This window comes from Pseudomonas aestuarii (assembly GCF_027988105.1).
GTDB lineage: Bacteria > Pseudomonadota > Gammaproteobacteria > Pseudomonadales > Pseudomonadaceae > Aquipseudomonas > Aquipseudomonas aestuarii.
In genome coordinates this window covers 67437-88691 of record NZ_JAQJZJ010000004.1, presented here as the reverse complement: position 1 = coordinate 88691, position 21255 = coordinate 67437, and the positions used below count along the sequence as shown (strand labels likewise).

The 21255-nt window shown below is 64.4% G+C and carries 17 protein-coding genes and 2 pseudogenes; 11 read left to right on the top strand and 8 right to left on the bottom strand.

Annotated elements, in window-relative coordinates:
- Positions 1-5 precede the first annotated feature (5 nt).
- Both PH586_RS09920 and PH586_RS09915 read left to right on the top strand, forming a co-directional pair.
- Positions 6-887 carry an endonuclease/exonuclease/phosphatase family protein gene (locus PH586_RS09920; protein WP_271347604.1) on the top strand — a complete coding sequence of 294 codons (882 nt, stop codon included), beginning with the start codon at positions 6-8 and terminating at the stop codon, positions 885-887.
- Positions 884-2803, top strand: a complete 1920-nt coding sequence (locus tag PH586_RS09915; protein ID WP_271347603.1) for a diguanylate cyclase — start codon at positions 884-886, stop codon at positions 2801-2803. The genes PH586_RS09920 and PH586_RS09915 overlap by 4 nt, the downstream gene beginning before the upstream one ends.
- A gap of 186 nt (positions 2804-2989) precedes the next feature.
- Here the strand turns inward: PH586_RS09915 and PH586_RS09910 are convergent, their stop codons facing one another.
- Positions 2990-4408 carry a DASH family cryptochrome gene (locus PH586_RS09910; RefSeq protein ID WP_271347602.1) on the bottom strand — a complete coding sequence of 473 codons (1419 nt, stop codon included), beginning with the start codon at positions 4406-4408 and terminating at the stop codon, positions 2990-2992.
- A gap of 135 nt (positions 4409-4543) precedes the next feature.
- Between PH586_RS09910 and PH586_RS09905 the strand changes: the two genes are divergently transcribed.
- The 3 genes from PH586_RS09905 to PH586_RS09895 all read left to right on the top strand — a co-directional run bounded on the left by PH586_RS09905 (position 4544) and on the right by PH586_RS09895 (position 7724).
- Positions 4544-5137, top strand: coding sequence for a MarC family protein (locus PH586_RS09905; RefSeq protein WP_271347601.1), 594 nt, complete (start codon positions 4544-4546; stop codon positions 5135-5137).
- Entirely contained in the window at positions 5134-5913 is a 780-nt protein-coding gene (locus tag PH586_RS09900; protein WP_271347600.1) for an N-acetylmuramoyl-L-alanine amidase, read from the top strand. The genes PH586_RS09905 and PH586_RS09900 overlap by 4 nt, the downstream gene beginning before the upstream one ends.
- Positions 5914-6188: 275 nt before the next feature.
- The gene (locus PH586_RS09895; RefSeq protein ID WP_271347599.1) at positions 6189-7724 is read left to right on the top strand and encodes a nucleobase:cation symporter-2 family protein; all 1536 of its coding nucleotides are present in this window, start codon (positions 6189-6191) and stop codon (positions 7722-7724) included.
- A 194-nt stretch (positions 7725-7918) separates the two neighbouring features.
- Here PH586_RS09895 and PH586_RS09890 read toward each other — a convergent pair whose 3' ends face one another.
- Both PH586_RS09890 and algB read right to left on the bottom strand, forming a co-directional pair.
- Complete coding sequence (locus PH586_RS09890; protein ID WP_271347598.1) at positions 7919-9694, bottom strand: ATP-binding protein; 1776 nt, start codon at positions 9692-9694, stop codon at positions 7919-7921.
- Positions 9691-11034 (bottom strand): sigma-54-dependent response regulator transcription factor AlgB, encoded by a 1344-nt coding sequence (algB, locus tag PH586_RS09885; protein WP_271347597.1) that lies wholly within the window; start codon positions 11032-11034, stop codon positions 9691-9693. The genes PH586_RS09890 and algB overlap by 4 nt, the downstream gene beginning before the upstream one ends.
- A 232-nt stretch (positions 11035-11266) precedes the next feature.
- Between algB and PH586_RS09880 the strand changes: the two genes are divergently transcribed.
- The 5 genes from PH586_RS09880 to PH586_RS09860 all read left to right on the top strand — a co-directional run bounded on the left by PH586_RS09880 (position 11267) and on the right by PH586_RS09860 (position 14451).
- Positions 11267-12103 carry a BON domain-containing protein gene (locus PH586_RS09880; protein WP_271347596.1) on the top strand — a complete coding sequence of 279 codons (837 nt, stop codon included), beginning with the start codon at positions 11267-11269 and terminating at the stop codon, positions 12101-12103.
- A gap of 241 nt (positions 12104-12344) precedes the next feature.
- Positions 12345-12605: a hypothetical protein gene (locus PH586_RS09875; protein WP_271347595.1), complete on the top strand. Its 261-nt coding sequence runs from the start codon at positions 12345-12347 to the stop codon at positions 12603-12605.
- Between the two features lie 2 nt (positions 12606-12607).
- Positions 12608-12889 carry a hypothetical protein gene (locus PH586_RS09870; RefSeq protein WP_271347594.1) on the top strand — a complete coding sequence of 94 codons (282 nt, stop codon included), beginning with the start codon at positions 12608-12610 and terminating at the stop codon, positions 12887-12889.
- Positions 12883-13047, top strand: a complete 165-nt coding sequence (locus tag PH586_RS09865) for a DUF1328 domain-containing protein (protein ID WP_013789335.1) — start codon at positions 12883-12885, stop codon at positions 13045-13047. The genes PH586_RS09870 and PH586_RS09865 overlap by 7 nt, the downstream gene beginning before the upstream one ends.
- Before the next feature lie 174 nt (positions 13048-13221).
- Positions 13222-14451: a nucleoside recognition domain-containing protein gene (locus PH586_RS09860; protein WP_271347956.1), complete on the top strand. Its 1230-nt coding sequence runs from the start codon at positions 13222-13224 to the stop codon at positions 14449-14451.
- Here the strand turns inward: PH586_RS09860 and PH586_RS09855 are convergent.
- The 5 genes and pseudogenes from PH586_RS09855 to PH586_RS09840 all read right to left on the bottom strand — a co-directional run bounded on the left by PH586_RS09855 (position 14433) and on the right by PH586_RS09840 (position 19951).
- Positions 14433-15527 carry a DUF5924 family protein gene (locus PH586_RS09855; RefSeq protein WP_271347593.1) on the bottom strand — a complete coding sequence of 365 codons (1095 nt, stop codon included), beginning with the start codon at positions 15525-15527 and terminating at the stop codon, positions 14433-14435. The two genes, PH586_RS09860 and PH586_RS09855, sit on opposite strands and share 19 nt — an antisense overlap.
- An 89-nt stretch (positions 15528-15616) precedes the next feature.
- Positions 15617-16156, bottom strand: a pseudogene (locus PH586_RS23700) (methyl-accepting chemotaxis protein); the annotation flags it as partial.
- A gap of 342 nt (positions 16157-16498) precedes the next feature.
- A pseudogene (locus tag PH586_RS23695) lies at positions 16499-17194 on the bottom strand (PAS domain-containing protein); the annotation flags it as partial.
- Between the two features lie 39 nt (positions 17195-17233).
- Complete coding sequence (locus PH586_RS09845; protein ID WP_271347591.1) at positions 17234-19486, bottom strand: EAL domain-containing protein; 2253 nt, start codon at positions 19484-19486, stop codon at positions 17234-17236.
- Between the two features lie 159 nt (positions 19487-19645).
- On the bottom strand, positions 19646-19951 hold the full coding sequence (locus PH586_RS09840; RefSeq protein WP_271347590.1) for a hypothetical protein: 306 nt from the start codon (positions 19949-19951) through the stop codon (positions 19646-19648).
- A gap of 667 nt (positions 19952-20618) precedes the next feature.
- Here PH586_RS09840 and PH586_RS09835 point away from each other — a divergent pair.
- Positions 20619-21137, top strand: a complete 519-nt coding sequence (locus PH586_RS09835) for an Hcp family type VI secretion system effector (protein WP_271347589.1) — start codon at positions 20619-20621, stop codon at positions 21135-21137.
- The last annotated feature ends 118 nt before the right edge of the window (positions 21138-21255 follow it).

Here is a 21255-nt window from a genome sequence, read left to right as displayed (position 1 = left end):
CGCGCATGCTGCGTCGATGGACCAACAGCCGTCAGGTTGGCCTGTGTGATCCACAGGTCAACTCGCAGTGCACTGCTGCCGTCGATTGGCCCTGCGGCGGGCTGCTGCGTCTGCTCAGCTTCAATATCCAGGTCGGCATCACCACCCAGCGTTACCACCACTACCTGACGCGCAGCTGGCAGCACCTGCTGCCGCATATCGGCCGTGCCGGCAATCTGCAGCGCATTGGCAATCTGCTTGAAAATTACGACCTGGTTGCCCTGCAGGAAGTTGATGGCGGCAGCCTGCGTTCCGGCTACGTCAATCAGGTCGAACACCTGGCCCACCTCGGTGCCTTTCCCTACTGGTACCAGCAGCTCAATCGCAATCTTGGCCGCCTGGCCCAGCACAGTAACGGCGTGCTCAGCCGGTTGCGCCCCAGCCTGCTCGAGGATCACCCGCTACCTGGCCCGCCGGGCCGCGGTGCGATGCTATTGCGCATCGGCGAAGGCGAGGATGCGATTGTCGTGGTGATGATGCACCTGTCGCTGGGCGCGCGGACCCGCACCCGCCAGCTGGCCTATATCCGCGACCTGATCGGCGGCTATCGGCACCAGATCCTGATGGGCGACATGAATACCCACGCCAGTGACTTGCTGCTGAAATCGCCCTTGCGCGACCTCGGCCTGGTGGCGCCGCAGATCGAAGCGACCTTTCCCAGTTGGCGGCCGCAGCGCTGCCTCGACCATATCCTGCTCAGCCCTGGCCTGGCGCTGGAGCGATACGAGGTGCTGGCTCTGCCGATTTCCGATCATCTGCCAGTGGCCGTGGAAATTCGCCTGCCGCAAGCACTGGGCCGCTCGCAGCTGCCTGCGCGTGGCCTGCCTGCCGCCGATACCGCGCAATGAGCAATGACGCCCAGCGCTGGAAAGACAAATACCTGGCCAGCCTCGAGCAGCAGGAAGTCCTCGAACGGCGTTGGGATGCCCGGGTCGACCTGCTGCGGCGGGGGCTGGTACGCAGCAGCCTGGCGGCCGAGGGCGCCGATAAAGCGGTCGATCAGTGCATGCAGGATCTGCGCGCAATCCTGCGCCGTGATGACATGGACGCGGGCCTTGCTGGATTGATCCCGCGGCTGGAAAAAGCCGTTCTGGATTCCGAGCAACGCCGCCAGCAACGAGTCGGGCAGGTTTCCAGCGCCCTGGTTGCGTTGGTTGGCCAGCTGCTCGAGTTGGACCTGCCGCGCGAAGTGCGCCGGCCGCTGAAGGACTTTGCCAAGCAACTCGATAGCCGTGCCGAGCAGGTGCGTGAGTTGCCGCTGCTGCTGGCCGAGTTGAGTACCCTGCAGCAACAGGCGCTGGCAGTGCTGGGGCACGCTCAGGTCGAGCGACCGGGCTTGCTCAAACGGCTGTTCGCTGGCCGCGCCCCGGCGATTGGCGAGCTGCCGGCCGCGACCGAAGCCGGGCCAGTGCCAGTGCCTGTGCCAGTGGCGCCGTTGCCTGTGCCGCAACCGCTGCCGCCGCTGACAGTGCCCTCGGCAGTCGCACCCCTGGCAGAGCCAGCGCCCGTCCGCTCTGTTGACGAAGCAACGGCGGCTACCGTCAACCAGGCCGCGGAGAACGCCGTTCACGCCCCGGCCCCAGCGGCGAGCGTGCTCGACAGCCTGCCACTGCCTGCCGGCTTGTTACCGCAGGCGGCGACGCCCGGCACCCGTGAAGAGTCGGTTGAGAGCGCCGAGACGGACCCCGAGTTCGCCTTGCCGCCACCACCAGAGCCTGGTTACAGCGCCATCGCCAATCATGTCGAGAAAACCCTGATCGGTCTGTTGGACGAATTGGTCTTGCCGGAGCACCACCAGGATCAGGCCGACTTGTTGCGCGAGCGCATTCTGGCCGGTTTGAACCTGTATGAGCTGGTGCCGGTGCTGGACGATCTGGCCGTGCTGATGCTGGCCATTGCCGATGTCGGGCAGCGCGAGTTCGAGGGTTACCTCAAACAGCTCAATGAGCGCCTGGCGACCTTTCAGGGCGGCTTGCAAGATGCCCACGATGGCTACACCGATTCGGTCAGTGCCGCGCGTGAGCTCGACAGCGAGCTGCGCCAGCAGGTCGACGGACTGCACAGCAGCGTGCAGCAGGCAACGGATTTGCCGAGCCTCAAGCAATTGGTGGAAAACCGCTTGGGCGGTTTGCTGGGCACCATGGAGCAGTATCAACGCCAGCGTGACGAGCGCGAACAGTTGGTGGCCGGGCGCTTGCAAACCCTGGTCGAACGAGTGGCAAACATGGAGCAGGAAGCCAAGGGCTTTCGTCAGCACCTCGAAGAGCAACGGCAGAAAGCCTTGCTCGACCCGCTTACCGGGCTACCCAATCGCGCGGCCTGGAACGAGCGCCTGGATCTGGAGGTGGCGCGCTGGCAGCGCTACGGTGGCGAACTGCTGATGGCGGTGGTCGATATCGACCACTTCAAGCGGATCAACGACGAGTACGGCCACCTGGCCGGCGACAAGGTGCTGAAAATCATCGCCGGCGAACTGCACAAGCGCCTGCGCAAGACCGACTTCATCGCCCGCTTCGGTGGTGAGGAGTTCGCCCTGCTGATTCCGGCGACCCCCTTGACCGGCGGCTTGCAACTATTGGAAACCCTGCGTGCCGGCATCGAAGCCTGCCCGTTCCACTTCAGGGGCGAGCGGGTGACCATCACCCTGTCGGCCGGGATCAGTGCATTCGCCAGCGCAGAGCGCAGCGATCAGGTATTCGAGCGCGCCGACCAAGCGCTGTACCAGGCCAAGCGCGGCGGCCGCAACTGCGTCGAGGCCGGCTGAGCACGGCCGCTGCGTGCGGAAGCTGTCGCGTCAACCTTGAAGCCCGCCCAGCGCTACCCGGCGTGGCGCCGCAAAAGCTCTTGCCGAAGCCGCTCGGCACTGTGCCCTGACGCCCCCATGCGAGGCCGTTCAAGCGCTGATTGGTCAGTGTTGCGAGACCCCAGTCGCAGGCGCGGCCCGATGACCTCAGGCCGCCCTGGGCAGGTAGGGTCGCCAGGTCTCGGGAATCTGTTCCAGGCGCGGGTAGTTGAGCGCGTCCAGTTGCCGTTGCGAGAGCAGGAACGGCGTATGGCGCAAATGCTCTGGCACCTGGCGCAGCTCCGGCAGCCAGAGGCTGACATAGCTGGCGTCCGGATCGAAGTGACGAGCCTGGCGCAGGGCGTTGAATGCCCGTTGCTGCTGCGGGTCGCAGCCGACGCCGGCGAGGTAGACCCAATTGCCCCAGTTGCTCGCCGGGTCGTAGTCGATCAGGTGCTCCTCGAACCAGGCGGCGCCATATCGCCAATCCTGTTGCAAGTCGTTGATCAGGTAACTGGCGACGATTTGCCGACCACAATTGGACATGAAGCCGGTAGCGGCCAGTTCGCGCATGTTGGCGTCCACCAGCGGCATGCCGGTACGGCCTTGGCACCAGCGCTCGAAGCCTCGGTCGAGCCGTCGCGGGGCATGCTCGGTGGCTTTCACACCGCCCGCCTTGAACAGTGCGCTGCCGTGACGAACCAGGGTCCAGCGGAAGAAATCGCGCCAGAGCAGCTGCAGCCACAAGCAATAGGTTGAATCGTTACGGCCGTATTGCGCCTCATGGCGGCGCAATTCGGCCACCACCCGTCGTGCCGAGAGGCTGCCGTTGGCCAGCCAGGGCGAGAATTTCGACGAATACTCACTGCCGATCAGGCCGTTGCGCGTGTCCTTGTAGTGGCGCACCCCCTGGCTGATCCACAGGTAGTCGCGCAGGCGTGCCTGGGCCGCAGTTTCTCCGCCGGAGAAGGGAAAGGCGCCGGCGGCCACGCTGAACGGCTCACCCAGGCCCAGTCGAGACAGGCTTGGCAGCCCTTGCAGCAGCGCCTGCGCACCGTCCGGCAAAGGTGGCAGCAACTGGGGCGCGGGGCGGGGCTGGAACACGTGCAGGCGTTCCTCGACCAGGGTCTTGAACTGGGTAAAGACCAGCGGCAGTCGTTCGGGTGGACAGGGCAGTTCTTGCGCATGCAGCAGGTTATCGCCTGGGGCTTGCTGCAGGGCGATGCCGGCAAGCGCGCCTTGCACGCGGGCGAGCTGCCGGCGTTCGTCCGGGGCGATTTCTTCCAGGGTCAGCACCCGGTCCAGGCCGAACTGGCCGACCAGCCGCGGGAGCACCTGCTCTGGCGTACCCGGCAGAACCAGCAAGTGCGAACCGCGCTGGCGCAGCGCGACATCCAGCGCCATCAGGCTCTCCAGGAGAAAGCGTGCACGGTGCACGCCGAGCCGACGGGTGCCCAGGTCGCCGGTCTGCAACTGCGCCGGATCGAAAACGAACACAGGCAGCAGGCACTCGGCACTCTGTCCGGCCTGCAAGGCCGGGTGATCGTCGAGGCGCAGATCCTGTTTGAACCAGAGCAGTGCGCGCATGGTAGGTTCCTCGGGCGTCGGCCCGACAGCGCCGCGAAGGTGCGCTTGCCGCCGATTCGCCTCACGAAGGCGTTTTGCCGAAAGACTCACGCCTACTAGAACATTAGACTGTCGTGACCTGTCGAGGAGTGCTGCATGGATATTTTCGGAATCGCGGTCTTGATCTTTCTGGTGACCGACCCGTTCGGCAATATCGCCATCTATATCGCCGCCCTGAAGAATGTCGCGCCCAAGCGTCGGCTGTGGGTGGCGGGCCGCGAGTTGCTGAGCGCCCTGATCCTGCTCCTGCTGTTCCTTACCTTCGGCGACAAGGTACTCAGCGCCCTGGGTCTGTCGCGCGAGGCCACTGCGATTGCCGGCGGTATCATCCTGTTCGTGATTGCCATGCGCCTGATCTTTCCCGGGCCGCAGGGCGTGCTCGGCGATGTGCCGGATGGCGAGCCGATGCTGGTGCCGCTGGCCACCCCAGCGGTGGCCGGGCCCTCGGCCCTGGCGGTGTTGATGACCCTGCGCAATACCCACGAGGGGCCGCTCTGGGAACTCTACCTGGCGGTGATCCTGGCGTGGGCGGCGACCGCCTTCATCCTGTTGCAGGCCTCGTTCCTGCAGCGTTTCCTCGGCCCCCGCGGGCTCACCGCAATAGAGCGCCTGATGGGGATGCTGTTGATCATGCTCAGCGTCGATATGCTGCTGGATAACTTGCAAAGCGTGTTGCATATCAGTCCATGAGAATCCTCTGCCTTGCCCTGTGGCTGACCCTGCTCGCCGGTTGTACCGGCGGTCCGCGGATCGACGACCGCTACACGGCGATCGGCCAGAGCAGCCGTGTGCAGTACATCGTTCTGCACTACACCTCGACCGATCTGCCGAACTCTTTGCGTCTGCTGACCGAGGAGGAAGTCAGTAGCCATTACCTGATCGGTGACACGCCGCCGACCATCTACCGCTTGGTCGATGAAAACCGCCGTGCCTGGCACGCCGGCGACAGCCAGTGGCAGGGACGCACCTGGCTCAATGCCAGCACGATCGGCATCGAGCTGGTTAACCGTGGTTATACCGACGGCCCCAACGGGCGTCACTGGCAACCCTTTGCCCCGGCGCAGGTCGAGGCGCTGATCGCCTTGCTCAAGGACATCATGCAGCGCCACCAGTTGGCGCCGGGCAGCATCCTCGGCCACAGTGACGTGGCGCCGCAGCGCAAGGTCGATCCGGGCCCGCTATTCCCCTGGAAACGCCTGGCCGATGCCGGTCTGCTGCCCTGGCCGGATGCCCAGGCGGTGGCGCAGCAGCAGGCCTTGTTCAGCGAGAGCCTGCCCACGGTGGTCTGGTTTCAGCAGCAACTGCAGCGCCAGGGCTATCGGGTACCCGAGCATGGCGAGCTGGATGAGGCCACGCGCAATGTCCTGGCAGCCTTCCAGATGAAGTACCGCCAGGCGCGCTACGACGGTGAGCCGGATGCCGAGACGGCGGCGCTGCTGCTGGTGTTAGGCGGCCCTGCGAGCTAGCCCGATCACCGTTCGTCGTCAGTGCTCGGCCTTGCGCCGTTCCCTCCCCCTCTGCGTTTGCGTGCCTGCACCGCGGCCTGTCGCGGCTGCTTGCCCGGCGTCATCAACTCGTGCGCCTGGCGTTCCTGCTGCGACCGCCAGACAGCAATTGCTCCGGGCCATGGTGAAAATGGTGGCCAGGTACTGCTGGACAAAAATTGTATACAAAGAATAGGATGTTTATCGACACGGTTGTCTACAAACCGAATACAAGAATAATAGCGAGAACCCCCAGCATGACGACTTCACCTGATACGCCGTCTTCTGCGCTGCGCCCGGAAGACGAAAATCTTGGCATCGGTGCCAGCCTTGCTTATGGCTTGCAGCATGTGCTGACTATGTACGGCGGTATCGTGGCCGTACCGCTGATCGTCGGCCAGGCCGCAGGCCTGTCGCCAGCGGACATCGGCCTGTTGATCGCCGCCTCGCTGTTCGCCGGTGGCCTGGCGACGCTGTTGCAAACCCTGGGCCTGCCGTTCTTCGGCTGCCAGTTGCCGCTGGTGCAGGGCGTCTCATTCGCCGGTGTGGCGACCATGATTGCGATCATCAGCAGCGATGGCAGCGGTGGATTACCGGTCGTCTTTGGTGCGGTGATTGCCGCGGCGTTTATCGGTTTGCTGATCACCCCGGTGTTTTCACGCATCACCAAATTCTTTCCGCCGTTGGTCAACGGCATTGTCATCACCATCATTGGCCTGACCCTGATGCCGGTGGCGGCGCGCTGGGCGATGGGCGGTAATAGCCAGGCGGCGGATTTCGGCAGCATGGCCAATATCGGTCTGGCCGCGCTCACCCTGGTAACGGTGCTGGTGCTGAGCAAACTGGGCAACGCGAGCATCTCGCGCCTGTCGATCCTGCTGGCCATGGTGATCGGCACCCTGGTGGCCGTGGCGCTGGGCATGGCGGATTTCTCCAAGGTCGCCGAAGGCCCGTTGCTGGCGTTTCCGACCCCCTTCCATTTCGGCATGCCGACTTTCCAGGTGGCGGCGATCATCTCGATGCTGATCGTGATCATCGTCACCCTGGTGGAAACCTCGGCGGACATCCTCGCGGTGGGTGACATCATCGAGACCAAGGTCGACTCCAAGCGCCTGGGCAACGGCCTGCGCGCCGACATGATCTCCAGCATGTTTGCGCCGATCTTCGGCTCGTTTACCCAGAGCGCATTCGCCCAGAACGTCGGCCTGGTGGCGGTCACCGGGGTCAAGAGCCGCTACGTGGTGGCCAGTGCCGGGCTGATTCTGGTAACCCTGGGCCTGTTGCCGGTGATGGGCCGCCTGATTGCGGCGGTTCCGACCTCGGTGCTGGGTGGCGCCGGCGTGGTGCTGTTCGGTACGGTGGCCGCCAGCGGCATCCGCACGCTGTCCAAGGTCGATTATCGCAACAACATGAACCTGATCATCGTGGCCACCGCCATCGGTTTCGGCATGATCCCCATCGCCGCGCCGACCTTCTACCACCACTTCCCGGCCTGGTTCGAAACCATCTTCCACTCCGGGATCAGCTCGGCGGCGATCATGGCGATCCTGCTGAACCTGGTGTTCAACCACGTCAAGGCCGGTAACTCGGACCAGCAATCGGTCTTCGCCGCGGGCAGCGAGCGCACCTTGCGCTATCAGGATGTCGCCGCGTTGAACGATGGCGACTACTTCAAGGGCGGCAAGTTGTTCGACGCCGAAGGGCGCGAGGTCCCGGTGGTCGTGGCAAGTGCCCCGGCGTTCAGGTCAGGCGGCGAGACCGCGCCTGCAGCGACCGCGACAGCCGACGGCTAGGCCGGCGCGGATAAGCTCGAGCGCCGGCTTCACCTCAGTTGCCAAGCGCCTGGCAGCGCATCGACAACGCTGGCCAGTTGTTCCTGGCTGGGCTTGGTGCCGGGCATGCGTCTGACTGCTGGAGCTGATGCCCGGCATCGGCCTGAACAGGCTGTGCCGGGTGCCAATTGCAAACCGAGACGTCACGCTGCCGCTCAGAGCGGCAGTTCCAGATAGAAGCGTGCGCCCTGGCTCGGCCGCGACTGCACGCCAATGCGGCCTCCGTGCAGTTGGACGATTTCCTTGCACAGCGCCAGTCCCAGGCCTGCGCCACCGGTCTTGCGGCCGACCTGGACGAACGGCTCGAATATCCGCGCTTGCTGGCTGTAGGGAATGCCCTCGCCATCATCCTCGACGCTCAGGATCAGCCGCTGACCCTGGCGCCGTGCCTGCAGACGGATCTGCCCGTCGGCATGGCTGTGGCGCAGGGCGTTGCCGAGCAGGTTGTCGAGGGCGCGTTCGATCTGCAGGCGATCCAGGTCGATCTCCGGCAGCGCGCCGTCGACTTGGACGCTGAGCGTGACCCCGCGTTCGGCGGCCTGGGCGGCGAAGCGCAGTTGCGCCTGCTGCAGCAGTTGTTCGAGCCCGCACGGGCGCCTGTCGAGTTGTTGCAGGCCGTTCTGGTAGCGCGAGAAATTCAGCAGGTCGTTGATCAGCAGGAGCAGGCGGCGCATTTCCTCGTCGACGGTCTGCAGCAGCTGGCTCTCACGCGCCTCGGCGGGGAAGTGCAGGCGCTCCTGCAGCAGGCCAAAGGCCATGAGCATGCCGGTCACCGGGGTGCGCAACTCATGCGAGGCGCGCAGGACGAATTCACTGCGCACGCGCTCGAAGGCGCGTTGCTCGGTGACGTCGTGCAGCACCATTACCGCACCGTGAATCCGTTCGTCGTTGAGGCTGACCGGGGTCAGGCGGTAGGTCAGCAGGCGGGTTTCGCCGTCGGCCTCGACCTCCAGGTCCTCGGGTGCCTGTTGCAGGCCTTCGCCGCGCATGACCCGTTGCAACTGCTCATCCAGCCCGGGGCGCTGCAGGGCCTGGCTGATGCTCACGCCGCGCGGTTGGTCGTACCAGCCGAGCTGGCGCTGGGCAACCTGATTGAAGTGATCGAGCAGGCCGCCGCGGTCGAAAATCAGCAGGCCGTCGTCGATGCTGTCGAGCACGGCCTGCAAGCGGCGCTGCTCGGTGAGCAAGGTCTCGACATCGCTGTTCTTGAATTGCCGCAGCGACTCGGCCATCACCCCGAAACGCTGGCTCAAGGACGAGAGTTCGGCGACCGGAGTAGATGGCAGGTTGACCTGGAAATCGCCCAGGCTGATTCGCTCGGCCGCCAGGGTCAGGGCCTCCAGCGGCTGGCCGAAGCGCTGGGCGATGCTGTGCGCGGTGACGAAACCGAGCAGCAGCACGGCCAGGCCGATCAGGCCGAGCAGTGCGACAATCAGGGTGGCGCGCTCCTGTGAATGCTGTTCGGAGCTTTGCAGCTCGGCGAAATAGCGCAGTTGCACGGCATTGATGCGCTCGCGCAGGTCCTCCACCGCCTGGCCAAAGACGGTGGAACCGAGCAATGCCTGGCGCGCCGAGAAGGGTTTATCCAGCAGCTGCTCATAGAGCGTGTATGCGCGCTGGATCTCGCTCACGGCCTGGCGGTCGCGGTCGTCCGGGGCGCCTGCGCGGATCAGCTCGAGCCAGTCGTTAAAGCGCCGGTCGGAAGCCCTCAAGGCCTGGCGGTCGAGGTTCTCCGGCAGCAGCAGGACCAGCTGCTTGCCCACTTCCAGGCGCATGCCGAGGGTGGCGTCGAGCATGCTCAGGTTGTGGGTCATCGCCTGGCTTTGCGTCCTGGTCAGCTGCAATACGCTGAACATGCCCAGCAGCAGGCCGAGCAAGGCCACGGTGATCAGTGCGCTGCTGTTGAGGAAGAGCCGGCTGCGCAGCTTCACAGATTGAACTGCTTGCGTTTGCGGTACAGGGTCGAGGCATCGATGCCAAGGGTCTTGGCCGCTTGGTCGAGGGTTTCGCTACTGGCCAGCACCGCGCCGATATGGGCCTTCTCGAGCTCTTCCAGGCTCATCGCGGCGCCGACTCGCGGGCCGTTGCCGGGCAGCTGCCCACCGAGGCCGAGATGGCTGACCTCGACCAGTGGTTGGGTGCAGATGATGCTGGCGCGCTCGATCACATTGCGCAGTTCACGAATGTTGCCCGGCCAGTGGTAAGCCAGCAAAGCCGCGCGTGCGGCGTCACTGAAGTCGCGCGCCGGGCGGGCATATTCCTCGACGAAGTGGGCGAGGAAGCGCTCGGCCAAGGGCAGCAGGTCTTCGCTGCGCTCGCGCAGCGGCGGCAGGTTGAGGGTGATGACGTTGAGGCGGTAGAGCAGGTCTTCACGGAACTGACCGTCCTTGACCATCTCGCCGAGGATGCGATTGGTGGCGGCGAGGATGCGCACGTCGGCCTGGCGGGTCACCGGGTCGCCGATCCGCTCGTATTGCCGGTCCTGGATGAAACGCAGCAACTTGGGTTGCAGGGTCAGCGGGAAATCGCCGATCTCGTCGAGGAACAGACTGCCGCCGTCGGCCTGGTTGACCCGGCCAAGGGTGCTTTCGCTGGCGCCGGTGAAGGCGCCGCGGCTATGGCCGAACAGTTCGCTTTCCATCAGTTCGGCGGTCAGCGAGGGGCAGTTGATGGTCACGCAGAATTTTTTCGCCCGCCGGCTCCAGCCATGGATGGCCTGCGCCAGCTCACCCTTGCCGGTGCCGGACTCGCCGAGGATGAGGATGTTGGCGTCGGTAACGGCCACCTGGCGCGCGGTTTCCAGGATTGCCATCATGCTCGGGTTGTTCGAATCGAGCTCCTGCTTGCGGTTGCGCACCTGGCCTTCGAGGGCTTCCAGGCGGGTGGACAGGTAGCGTATTTCCAGTTGTTTGGTCGCCGCCATGCGCAGTTGCTCGGGGCTGCAGGGCTTGACCAGGTAATCCGCCGCGCCGGCCTGGATGGCATCCACGGCGATGTCCACCGCTGACAGCGCGGTGACGATCACCACGCGCATCCATGGCGCCTGCACGCGCATCTGCGCCAGGACGTCGAGACCGCTGTCCTCGCCCAGGCGCAGATCGAGGAAGCACAGGTCGAACACCTGGCGTTGCAGCAGCGCTTCAGCCTGATGGGCACTGCTGGCCGTGGCCACCTGATGGCCGGCGTCCTCCAGGCAGTAGCGAAAGGTGCGCAAAATCGCCGCCTCATCATCGACCAGCAGGATGCGCCCGCCTGGTTGTGCTGCGTCCATGTCCATCTCCAGAGGCTGAATGTGAGGATTAGTCCCCGCGCTCTCGTGCAAGTTGCATGACGAGTATGCGGCGATCTTGCACATTGCATGCTGGCGCTTTCGAATATATTTAATAAGCTATTGATATATATAGAATTAATCTGAGCCAATGGGCTGGCACAAGTACTGCAATAGTCCACTCAGACATAGCTGCCGCAGGTAGCTGGTAAGTGAATTCATTAGGAGTACTGCCATGCATCAGTTGAAAACCCTGGCCCTGGCCACCGCGACCGCCGGTTTGTTTGCCTTCATGCCCTTGGCGGCCTACGCCGAGCAGGGCGATCTGAGCAGCCAGCTCAGTGAAGCCCGTCAGGAAGGTTCGATCTGGACCGCGTTCGCCCTCAACCGTCACCTCAGTCCGTTCAAGATCGATGTGGATGTCGAGAACGGCAGCGCGCTGCTCACCGGCAGCGTGGAAACTTCCGTCGAGCGCGACCTCGCCGAACAGGTCGCGCTGGGCATCGATGGGGTGAACAAGGTCGATAACCAGCTGCAGGTCGATCCGCAGATCGAACCCGCGGTCAGCAGCGAACCGACCCTGGCGCAGCGTTTCGACGACGCCACCCTGGTCGCCACGGTGAAATCCAAGCTGCTGTGGAACAGCAACACCGAAGGTCTGGACATCAAGGTCGTCAGTGACAATGGTGTGGTGACCCTGACGGGCACTGCACAGTCGGCGGCGGCCAAGGAGCTGGCCGGACGCCTGACGGCCAATACCGACGGGGTGCGCCAGGTGCATAACCAGCTGACCGTCAGCGCCGCCGATACAACAGCGGCAAAAGCACAGCACGCTGCGACTGATGCCAAGACAGTGATCAGCGATAGCTGGATCACCAGCAAGGTCAAATCCAGCCTGCTCTACAGCCGCAACACCTCGGGCCTGAATATCTCGGTAGTGACCAAGGCCGGACAGGTCACGCTCGCCGGCAACGTGCTGAGCCAGGCCGAGAAGCAGCTGGCAATCGAGACCGCCCGCAACATCCGCGGCGTGCAGTCGGTGAAAGCCGCAGGCCTGAAAGTCACTGGCTAAGCTTTCACTGCCGGGCGCGCTCTCCGCCGGCCGTCGTGCAAATTGCCCGGCGGCCGGCACCTGATCGTGCAGGATGCCCGTATCTGCTGCCGGATTTATTTTTATCTTGTTGATATTAAAGACTTTTTATTTTCAGTTCAGCTGGCACGACCGCTGCACTAGTTAAGCTATCAGCCCCAGCGCCCGCATCCATGCCGGCCGGGTACCGGACAACCCAGGCAAGACTGGGAGGAGTTTCAGGATGAACCACCGTCATTTCGATCTCGCATCAAGCGATAAGTATTTGTTGATCGGCAGCGCCTTTTTGCTGGCGCTGATCGGCTTGGTGTTGAGTCGGGATGCCGAGGTGGCAGCCTCTCCTGCGGCGATGCTTGCTCCAGCCCTGCCGATAGCCGCTACGACGGGTGGAGTGGTGATGGTTCGAGGCATGCAGCAGATCAGCAGCGATAGTCTGGCGCCAACCTGGAGCGACTCCTCGCGCAAAGTCAGTTGGGTGTTCTAGCCATGTACATGCAGCTGCAGGCGAGCAAGACGGCCCTCTGTGCGGTGGTCTTGTTGCTGGCGATTCTGCTGGCCCTGTCAGGCGTGATGTTCGGCGGCACGCTGCTGGCCGGCCAATGGCTGTGGGGCAATCATGCCGAGGAGCATGTCATGCCGTGGCAGCGCTGCAACGACGGGTTAGATCGCGCCGGGAAAGTGTTGGCAATGCCCGCGCGCGGCAGCACAACTGTAGATTCGACACATATTTTGCAAGACCTCACGCACCAAGGAGAAACGCCATGTTGAGCTGGGCCATAACTTTTCTGATCATCGCCATCGTCGCAGCCGTATTGGGTTTCGGTGGTATCGCCGGCACTGCCACGGGCATTGCGAAGATCCTCTTCGTGGTGTTTCTGGTGATGTTTATCGTGTCGTTCATCATGGGCCGTCGTCCACGAGGCTAGCTGTCCACGTCGCTGGCTAGCTGTCTGTGGCCGGATCCTGGCAGCTGCCTGAGGGCCTGCTGAAGCGCTCTCGCAGGGCGCCATCTCTCGCCAGGGCCGTCTCCAGTCAGCACACAAGCTGGGCGCGGCCACCTTGAGCCGCGCTATCATCCGCCCATCGACTGGGGGTGGATGATGCTGAACGGCTTGTGGCTGGGATTTTTCGTGGTGGCGGCAGTGGCGGGATTGTCGCGCTGGTTGCTGGGGGACGATCCGGCGGTGTTCGCCGCGATGGTCGAAAGCCTGTTCGCCATGGCCAAGCTGGCGGTCGAGGTGATGGTGGTGCTGTTCGGCACCCTGACCCTGTGGCTGGGCTTTCTGCGCATCGCCGAGAGGGCCGGCCTGGTCGACCTCCTGGGCCGCGCGCTGGGGCCGTTGTTCGCGCGGCTGATGCCCGAGGTGCCGCGCGGCCATCCGGCGCTGGGCTTCATTACCCTCAACTTCGCCGCCAACGGCCTGGGCCTGGACAACGCCGCCACGCCGATCGGCCTCAAAGCCATGCGCGCGCTGCAGGAGCTGAACCCGAGCCAGGTGGTGGCGAGCAACGCGCAGATCCTCTTCCTGGTGCTCAACACCTCCTCCCTGACCCTGCTGCCGGTCTCGATCTTCATGTACCGGGTGCAACAGGGCGCCGACGACCCGACCTTGGTGTTCCTGCCGATCCTCCTGGCGACCAGCGCCTCGACCCTGGCCGGCCTGCTGGCGGTGGCCCTGGTGCAGCGTCTGCGCCTGTGGGATCCCGTGGTGCTGGCCTACCTGATTCCCGGTGCGCTGTTGCTCGGTGGCTTCATGGCGCTGCTGGCCGGGCTCTCGGCCACGGCGCTGGCGGCGCTGTCCTCGCTGCTCGGCAACCTCACCCTGTTCGGCCTGATCCTGCTGTTCCTGCTGGTCGGTGCACTACGCCGGGTGCCGGTCTACGAGAGTTTCATCGAAGGCGCCAAGGAAGGCTTCGACGTGGCCAAGAGCCTGTTGCCCTACCTGGTCGCCATGCTCTGCGCGATTGGCGTGCTGCGCGCCTCCGGCGCCCTGGACTTTGGCCTGGATGGTTTGCGCGCGGTGGGGCAGTGGCTGGGCTGGGACACCCGCTTCATTGATGCCTTGCCCACCGCGCTGATGAAGCCGTTCTCCGGCAGCGCGGCGCGGGCCATGCTGATCGAGACCATGCAGAGTTTCGGCGTGGACAGTTTTCCCGCCTTGTTGGCGGCCACGGTGCAGGGCAGTACCGAGACCACCTTCTATGTACTGGCAGTGTACTTCGGTGCGGTGGGCATCCAGCGTGCCCGGCATGCCGTGGCCTGTGCGCTGTTCGCCGACCTGGCCGGAATCCTCGCCGCCATCGGCGTGTGCTACTGGTTCTTCGGCTGAGGGAGTGATAGTGATTCGGCTTGGCCGCTGAGGTCGGCAGCCGGGGCGGCCGCAGACTCCAGCACCCGAAAGCGCAACACCCCAATCATCTGCCCCGCCTCGGTGAGCACCTGGATCTGCCAGTTGCCCAGCGCGTCGCTGGGGAAGTTCTGCTTGTGGGTCCAGGCGCGGTAGCCTTCCTTGCGCCCGCCGGAAATGTCCAGCGCGATACGCTCGACTTCCTCGCCGTTGTGCCGCCAGACATGGTAGATGCGCTCGTTCAGGCCGCGCGGCGCACTGATCGCGGTGTAGGCATACAGCCCCTGGGCCCGCAATTGGGCAATACCGAGCTGCTTGAGTCCAGCGCCTGGCGAGCGGTTGCGGTCGTTGAATTCCTGGCTCACCGCCACTTCGGTCAGCCACAGGGTGGCAGGTGGCACCCAGAACCGGGCCAGCCAGCCGGTCGCCCCCAGCGCCAGGGTCAAGCCGATCAGCAGCACGCCGCGCCACCAGCGCTGCACCGTGATGATCCCGATCAGGCTGGGAACCGAGAGGATCACCGCGGTGGCCAAGGCCAGCTGATAGCTCTGCGGGGTGGTCAGCTTGAGGATGATCGGCAAGGCGGTGAGCATGACCGCGAACAAGGTCAGGGTGTGATAGGCGAGGAACAGCCAGCGTCGTGGCGCCAGCCACTTGTAGTACAGCGGATCGATGATCGAGACCAGCGCCGCTATCGCCAGTACGCTGCTGAACAGCGCCTGGCCGCTGTTCCAGGTGGTGGTGATGAAGAAGAATGGCAGGACGAAAAACAGGCTCTCCTGGTGGATCATCTGGGTTGCGTAGCGTAGCAGCGGTGGCGGCAACTCGAAGCCGAACCAGCGGGCGATCTGCGTGCGCAGGGTGTTTTCCAGGATCAGCCACAGCCAGCTGACCAGCATCACCGTGGCCAGCCCCTGGGCCAGTTCGGCCTGGCGCTCGACCAGCAGAAAGCTCGCCAGTCCCGAGGCGAAACCGAAGATGGCCACCAGCCCGGGGTGGCGCTGGAGCAGGGCGAACAGGCTGAGCAGCTGGGTTTTCCAGCGCGCGATTAGGGTCAAGGGTAGGCTCATGGCAATGGTCGAGGTCGGCGAATAGCGGAGAATACTCCTTGTGCACGAAGCTTGTATCCAGAGCCGCCTGCCGGTCATCAGTGATTGCGCTTGTGCCCCCAGAAATGCTCGACCAGGGACTGCAGGCGCTCGGCCAGAGCCGCGACCTGGTTGGCGCTGCTGCGGCTCTGGTTACTGGCCACGACGTTGCTCTCGCTGGCCAGACGGATGCCGCTGAGGTTGCGCTGGATATCGTCGCCGACCGCACTCTGCTGCTCCACGGCGGCGGCGATCTGCAGGTTCATGTCGCTGATCTGGCTGACCCGCTGGTTGATGCCTTCGAGTGCCTGGGCGGCTTGGAGCGCATGAGCAACGCTGGCCTCGGCCTGTTGCTGGCTGCGGCTCATGGCCGCCACGGCGTTGCCGGTGCCCTGCTGCAGGTTGCTGATGATGCCGTGGATTTCCGCGGTGGACTGTTGGGTGCGCGAGGCCAGGCCGCGCACCTCGTCGGCGACCACGGCGAAACCACGACCGGCCTCGCCGGCCCGCGCGGCTTCGATCGCGGCGTTGAGGGCGAGCAGATTGGTCTGTTCGGCAATGCTCTGGATCACTTCCAGGGCGCGATTGATTTCCTGGCTGTGCAACTCCAGTTGGTGGATCACCTGGCTGCTCTGCTGTACTTCGCTGGCCAGGGCGGCGATCGACTGCCGGGTGTGTTCGACCAGCTGGAGACCGCTGCCGGTTTCCAGGTCGGCGGCGCCGGCAGCGCTGGCGCTGAGCTGTGCGTGCCGCGCCACCTCCTGCACGCTACTGGCCATTTGGCCGATGGCGCTGGCGACCTGATCGGTTTCACCCTGTTGCTGCATGGTCGCCTGGCTACTGCTGTCCACCGCGGCGACCAACTGCCCGGCTTCGACACTCAGCTGCCGGGCGGAGTCTGCCATCCGGCCGACCACGGCCCCGGTTTCGGCCTGCAGGCTGTGCAGGGCGAAGGCAATCTGACCGAAGCAATCGTTGCGTCCGGTATATACCAGCTGGCTCAGCGGGTTGTCGGCAATCGCCCGGGCCTGCTCGGTCAAGCCCGCCAGCGGCCGCAGGCCAAGGTGCAGCACGCCGGCCAGCAGCCCGGCGAGCAAGGCGGCGCCGCAGAGGGCGGGCAGCAGCGGCAGGGCGCCACCGACCCCGAGTAGCGTGGCGGCGATCAGCCCGGGCGCTGCGCAGAGCAGGCTGAGACGTTGCGCGAGGCTCAGCCGCGGCGCGCGTAACCGTGACGGGGTGCGTCCGCCGCGCAGTTCGCCGTACAGGCCCTCGGCGCGCTCGACTCCTGGCACCGATGCCAGGGTGCGCACCGATTGGTATTCCACCACCTGGCCATTGCGCAGCACCGGGGTCGCATAGGCACTGACCCAGTAATGGTCGCCGTTCTTGCAGCGATTCTTCACCAGGCCCATCCATGAGCGTCCCGCCTTGAGCGTGCGCCAGAGGTCGGCGAATGCCTGCGGCGGCATGTCCGGGTGGCGCACGATGTTGTGGTTGTGGCCAAGCAACTCGGCCTCAGTGAAACCACTGATGGCGACGAAGTCCGGATTGACGTAGCTGACCGCCCCCTTGAGGTCGGTGGTGGAAAGGATATTGGCTTGGGCGTCGACCGCGATGGCACGGCCACTGACGGGCATATTGAGTTTCATGGGGGACAGTTCTCTCGCGCGTTATTGTTATGGGAGTGAAGGTGCGGGGTCGAGCCGGGGCGGCAGCCGGGCGTCGAGGCCTTCGAAGCCGTCCTCGCCGCCGAACAGGCGCTCCAGCTCGGCCGGTGCTCGCGGGCGGCTGAACCAGTAGCCCTGGGCCAGGCGACAGCCTTCGGCGCGCAGGAAGTCGAGGTGTTCGCTGCGCTCCACGCCCTCGGCCACCACCTCCAGGCCAAGGCTCAGGCCCAGGCCGATGATGGCGCGGCTGATCAGCTGCGAGTCGCCATTCGCGGACGGGCCGCTGATAAAGCTCTTGTCGACCTTGAGGATGTGCAGCGGGAAGCGCTTGAGGTAGCCGAGCGAGGAATAGCCGGTGCCGAAATCGTCCAGCGCCAGCTGGATACCCAGGCTGGCCAGTTCGCGCAGGCAGGACAGGGTCTGGGCGCTGTCTTCCATCAGCTGGCTTTCGGTGATCTCCAGCACCAGGCTGGCCGGCGGCAGGCCGCTGGCGCGCAGGATATCGGCGACCCGCGCGGCGAAGTCGCTCTGTTGCAGTTGCCGGCTGGACAGGTTGACCGAGCAGCGCAGAGCGGGCTGGCCGGCCAGCTGCCAGTGGCGCACTTGCGCGCACGCCTGGCGCAGCACCCAGTCGCCGACCGCCAGGATCCCTCCGGATTCTTCCAGGCAGGGGATGAACTCCAGCGGCGAAACCGTTCGGCCCTTGTGCTGCCAGCGCAGCAAAGCTTCCACGGCCACCACGGAGGGCTGTTCCTGATCCACCTTGCAGATGGGTTGATAGACCAGGCTGAACTCATCCCTGGCCAGGGCCCGGCTCAGCGCGCCCTGCAGTTCCAGCTGATGCTGGGCCTGGGCCTGCATTTCGCTGCTGTAGCGGGCGAACTGCGCCTTGCCGGCGGCCTTGGCGCGATACAGGGCTAGGTCGGCGGCTTGCAGCGAATCGAGGCCGGCGTTTTCCTCGCTCAGCGTGGCGATGCCGATGCTGATACTGACCATCAACTGGTGCTCCTGCACTTGCAGGGGCGGCAGCAGGCTGTCCAGCATCCGTTGCGCCACCCGCTCGGCGTCGGCGCTGCAGGCGAGATCGTCGAGCAAGACCACGAACTCGTCGCCGCCGAAGCGGATCAGGTGATCACCGGGGCGCAGGCAATGGCCGAGACGGCGCGCCACTTCGACCAGTACATGGTCGCCGATGTGATGGCCAAGGCTGTCGTTGATCAGCTTGAAACGGTCCAGGTCGATGAACAACAGCGCTGCTTCGCGCGCCCCGGCCCGGCCTTGGCGCTGCAGGGCCAGGCTCAGCAGCTCGCTCAGGCGCTCGCGGTTGGCCAGGCCGGTGAGCGGGTCATGGCGGGCGGCATGCTGCAGTTGCTCCTGGACGGCGCGGCGCTGGCTGATGTCGGTCTGCGAGCCGGCCATGCGCCGCTGGCCCTCAGCCACCTGCTCGGCAACCCCGCGCACCAGCACCCAGAGATAGCTGCCGCTCTGCCGGCGAATGCGGTACTCGTGGTGCAGCGATGCCGTGCCGCCCTGCAAGTGCGCGTCTATGGCCCGGCGCAGGCCGCCGAGGTCATCCGGGTGGACGCGGGCAAACCAGCCGGCGCTGCCGTTGCCGAGCTGGTCGCGGTGCAGGTCGAGCATGCTCGCCCAGCGCTCGGAGAGGTACAGCTGGTCGTGATCGACATGCCAGTCCCAGAGCCCGTCATTGGCGCCGCGCAGCGCGCGGGCGAAGCGTGCCTCGCTGCTCTCCAGGGCCTTGCGCTGTGCCGCACTGTAGGTGTCCAGGGCCAGGCCGATGTCGAAGAACACCGCCTTCAGCAGGCTGGCGAAGCCGGCGCAGGCCGGGTGCTCGCCGAGCAGGCCGTCGAGCATCTCCTGCAGATAGAGGCGGTAGGCGCCCAGGTACCACTTGAGGTCGACACCGATTTTCTGATGCACCCAGCCGATGCGCAGGCGATTGAGCACGTAGCTCTGGTCGTAGGGACCATTCCACAGGCGCTGGTAATAGTCGCTCTGGCTGTGCTTGAGGCGGGTGATGGTGGCCGGATCGTTGACGATGGCGGCGGTGGCCGGAAATTCACCGAGGCGCTGATAGAGGTGGTCGAGGAAATCGGAATGGGCCGGCAGCAGCGTAGCACTGTGCCGGCTGAGCTGCTCGACGTCGGCCGCGCTCCAGTCGAGAAAGCGCAGGCGCTGGCTGATTTCCTCGCGCTCGAGGCCGACATGTTGGAGCAGTTCCTGGAATTCTTGTTCGTTGCCCATGGAAAGTCCCTTGCGTTTCTCGCCGCAAAAAAAAGCGTCGAGGTTAGCCATCCGAAAGAATGACTAACCTCGACGCTCCGTCTTGCAGGCCCTTATGTCCTGCCCGGCAAAGCTGGCTTTCACTGTGGCGAAAGCCATTACTAAAGTTGTGGTTTTACCTTATTCAGTATTGTCCGACAAGGTTTCCAGCATGCGCATCATCCGTTTGCGTAGTTGCGCCAGTTGCGCCGACTTGAAGGCATGCCGGGTCTGTTCCAGTACCTCCACGGCATCGCGCAGCAGGGCTTGTACCTCACCGGCCTGATGCAGGGGCAGCGCCTGTAGCCAGCGACAACAGGCAGCTTGACTGCAGTCGCCCGGCTGGCCGAGTACTGCGCAACCCGGCGCCTGGTCATGGAGTAGTTGCTGGACACGGTTGGCGCATTGCGGCGTGGGCAGGGTCACGAGCAGGCAGGTCTGGTGCATGGCAATTACTCAGTGGCTAATTGCCATCAAGGCTAGCGCGACGGGCCGGTGCTGCTATTGACCGGGGTCAGTATTGCGTGGGCTTGCACTTGGCTGGCGTGTTGCCCCGTCCAATTTCGCTTGCGGCCGCAACCCATGAAGCTCGCGCGGCTAACAACCAGCAGAAAAGGTGCGCCCCTGAATGGCAACTCCCTGGCCTGGGGTCTGTCGGCGCTGCTCTGGGTATCACCCTGAGCGGCGCGGCACCGGCCGAGGAACAATGCGTCTCCATCGGTACCGGCGGGTCTCCTGTGTCGCCGGCCAAGGCGGCGGATGCCGAATGAGGTGCCGATAGGCACCTGATTGGGAGGCGCCTCGGCGTTGCTGGGTTCGCCTGCGCTTCGTCCCACTGCGCAACTAGTTGCGCAGTAAATTGTGGATAAGCCTGTGGGTACTTGCCTGCAGATCGCGCTGTTAAAGGCCTGCAGGCAAGTGCGCAACTTCTGGCGCAGCACTGCGCAATAAATTGCTCAGCTTTCAGTGACTTACCGCTAACTATGACCAATAGTGTATTTATGGTCATGCTAACTAATTGGTTTATATAGGTTTAGTATAATTGGCACGCAAATCGCTATCTACTGGGCTCCGGATCATTTCCGATCCATGACCCAAGGCAAGGAAAGCACTCATGCCAACACCCGCGTATCTGTCCCTCGAAGGCACCAAACAAGGCCTGATCACCGCCGGCACCTTCACCGAAGATTCGGTTGGTAACATCTTTCAGGAAGGTCATGAAGACCAGATCCTGGTTCAGGCATTCAGTCACCAGGTGATCATCCCGCGCGATCCGCAGTCCGGTCAGCCGACTGGCCAGCGCGTACACAAGCCGCTGATGATCACCAAGGTCTTCGACAAGTCCTCGCCGCTGATCTTCAACTCGCTGACCTCCGGTGAGCGCCTGAACAAGTGCCGCCTGGAGTGGTACCGCACCTCCTCCACCGGGACCCAGGAGCACTACTTCACCATCGAGCTGGAAGATGCCGTGATCGTCGACGTGCAGTCGCGTATGCCGAACTGCCAAGACCCAGGCATGTCGCACTTCACTCACCTGGAAGACGTCTACTTCACCTACCGCAAAATCGTCTGGACTCACGAAGTCTCCGGTACTTCCGGCTCCGACGACTGGCGTACCCCGATCTCCGCCTAAGCACTGGCAGAGTTCGCGTCGCACCGCTTCGGCCAGGCATCGTCCTGGCCGTTGCGTTTTTGAGTTTTCCGCATCAGGCCATAAACGTCGAATACGCCCGGTTGCCCACTCGATGTGC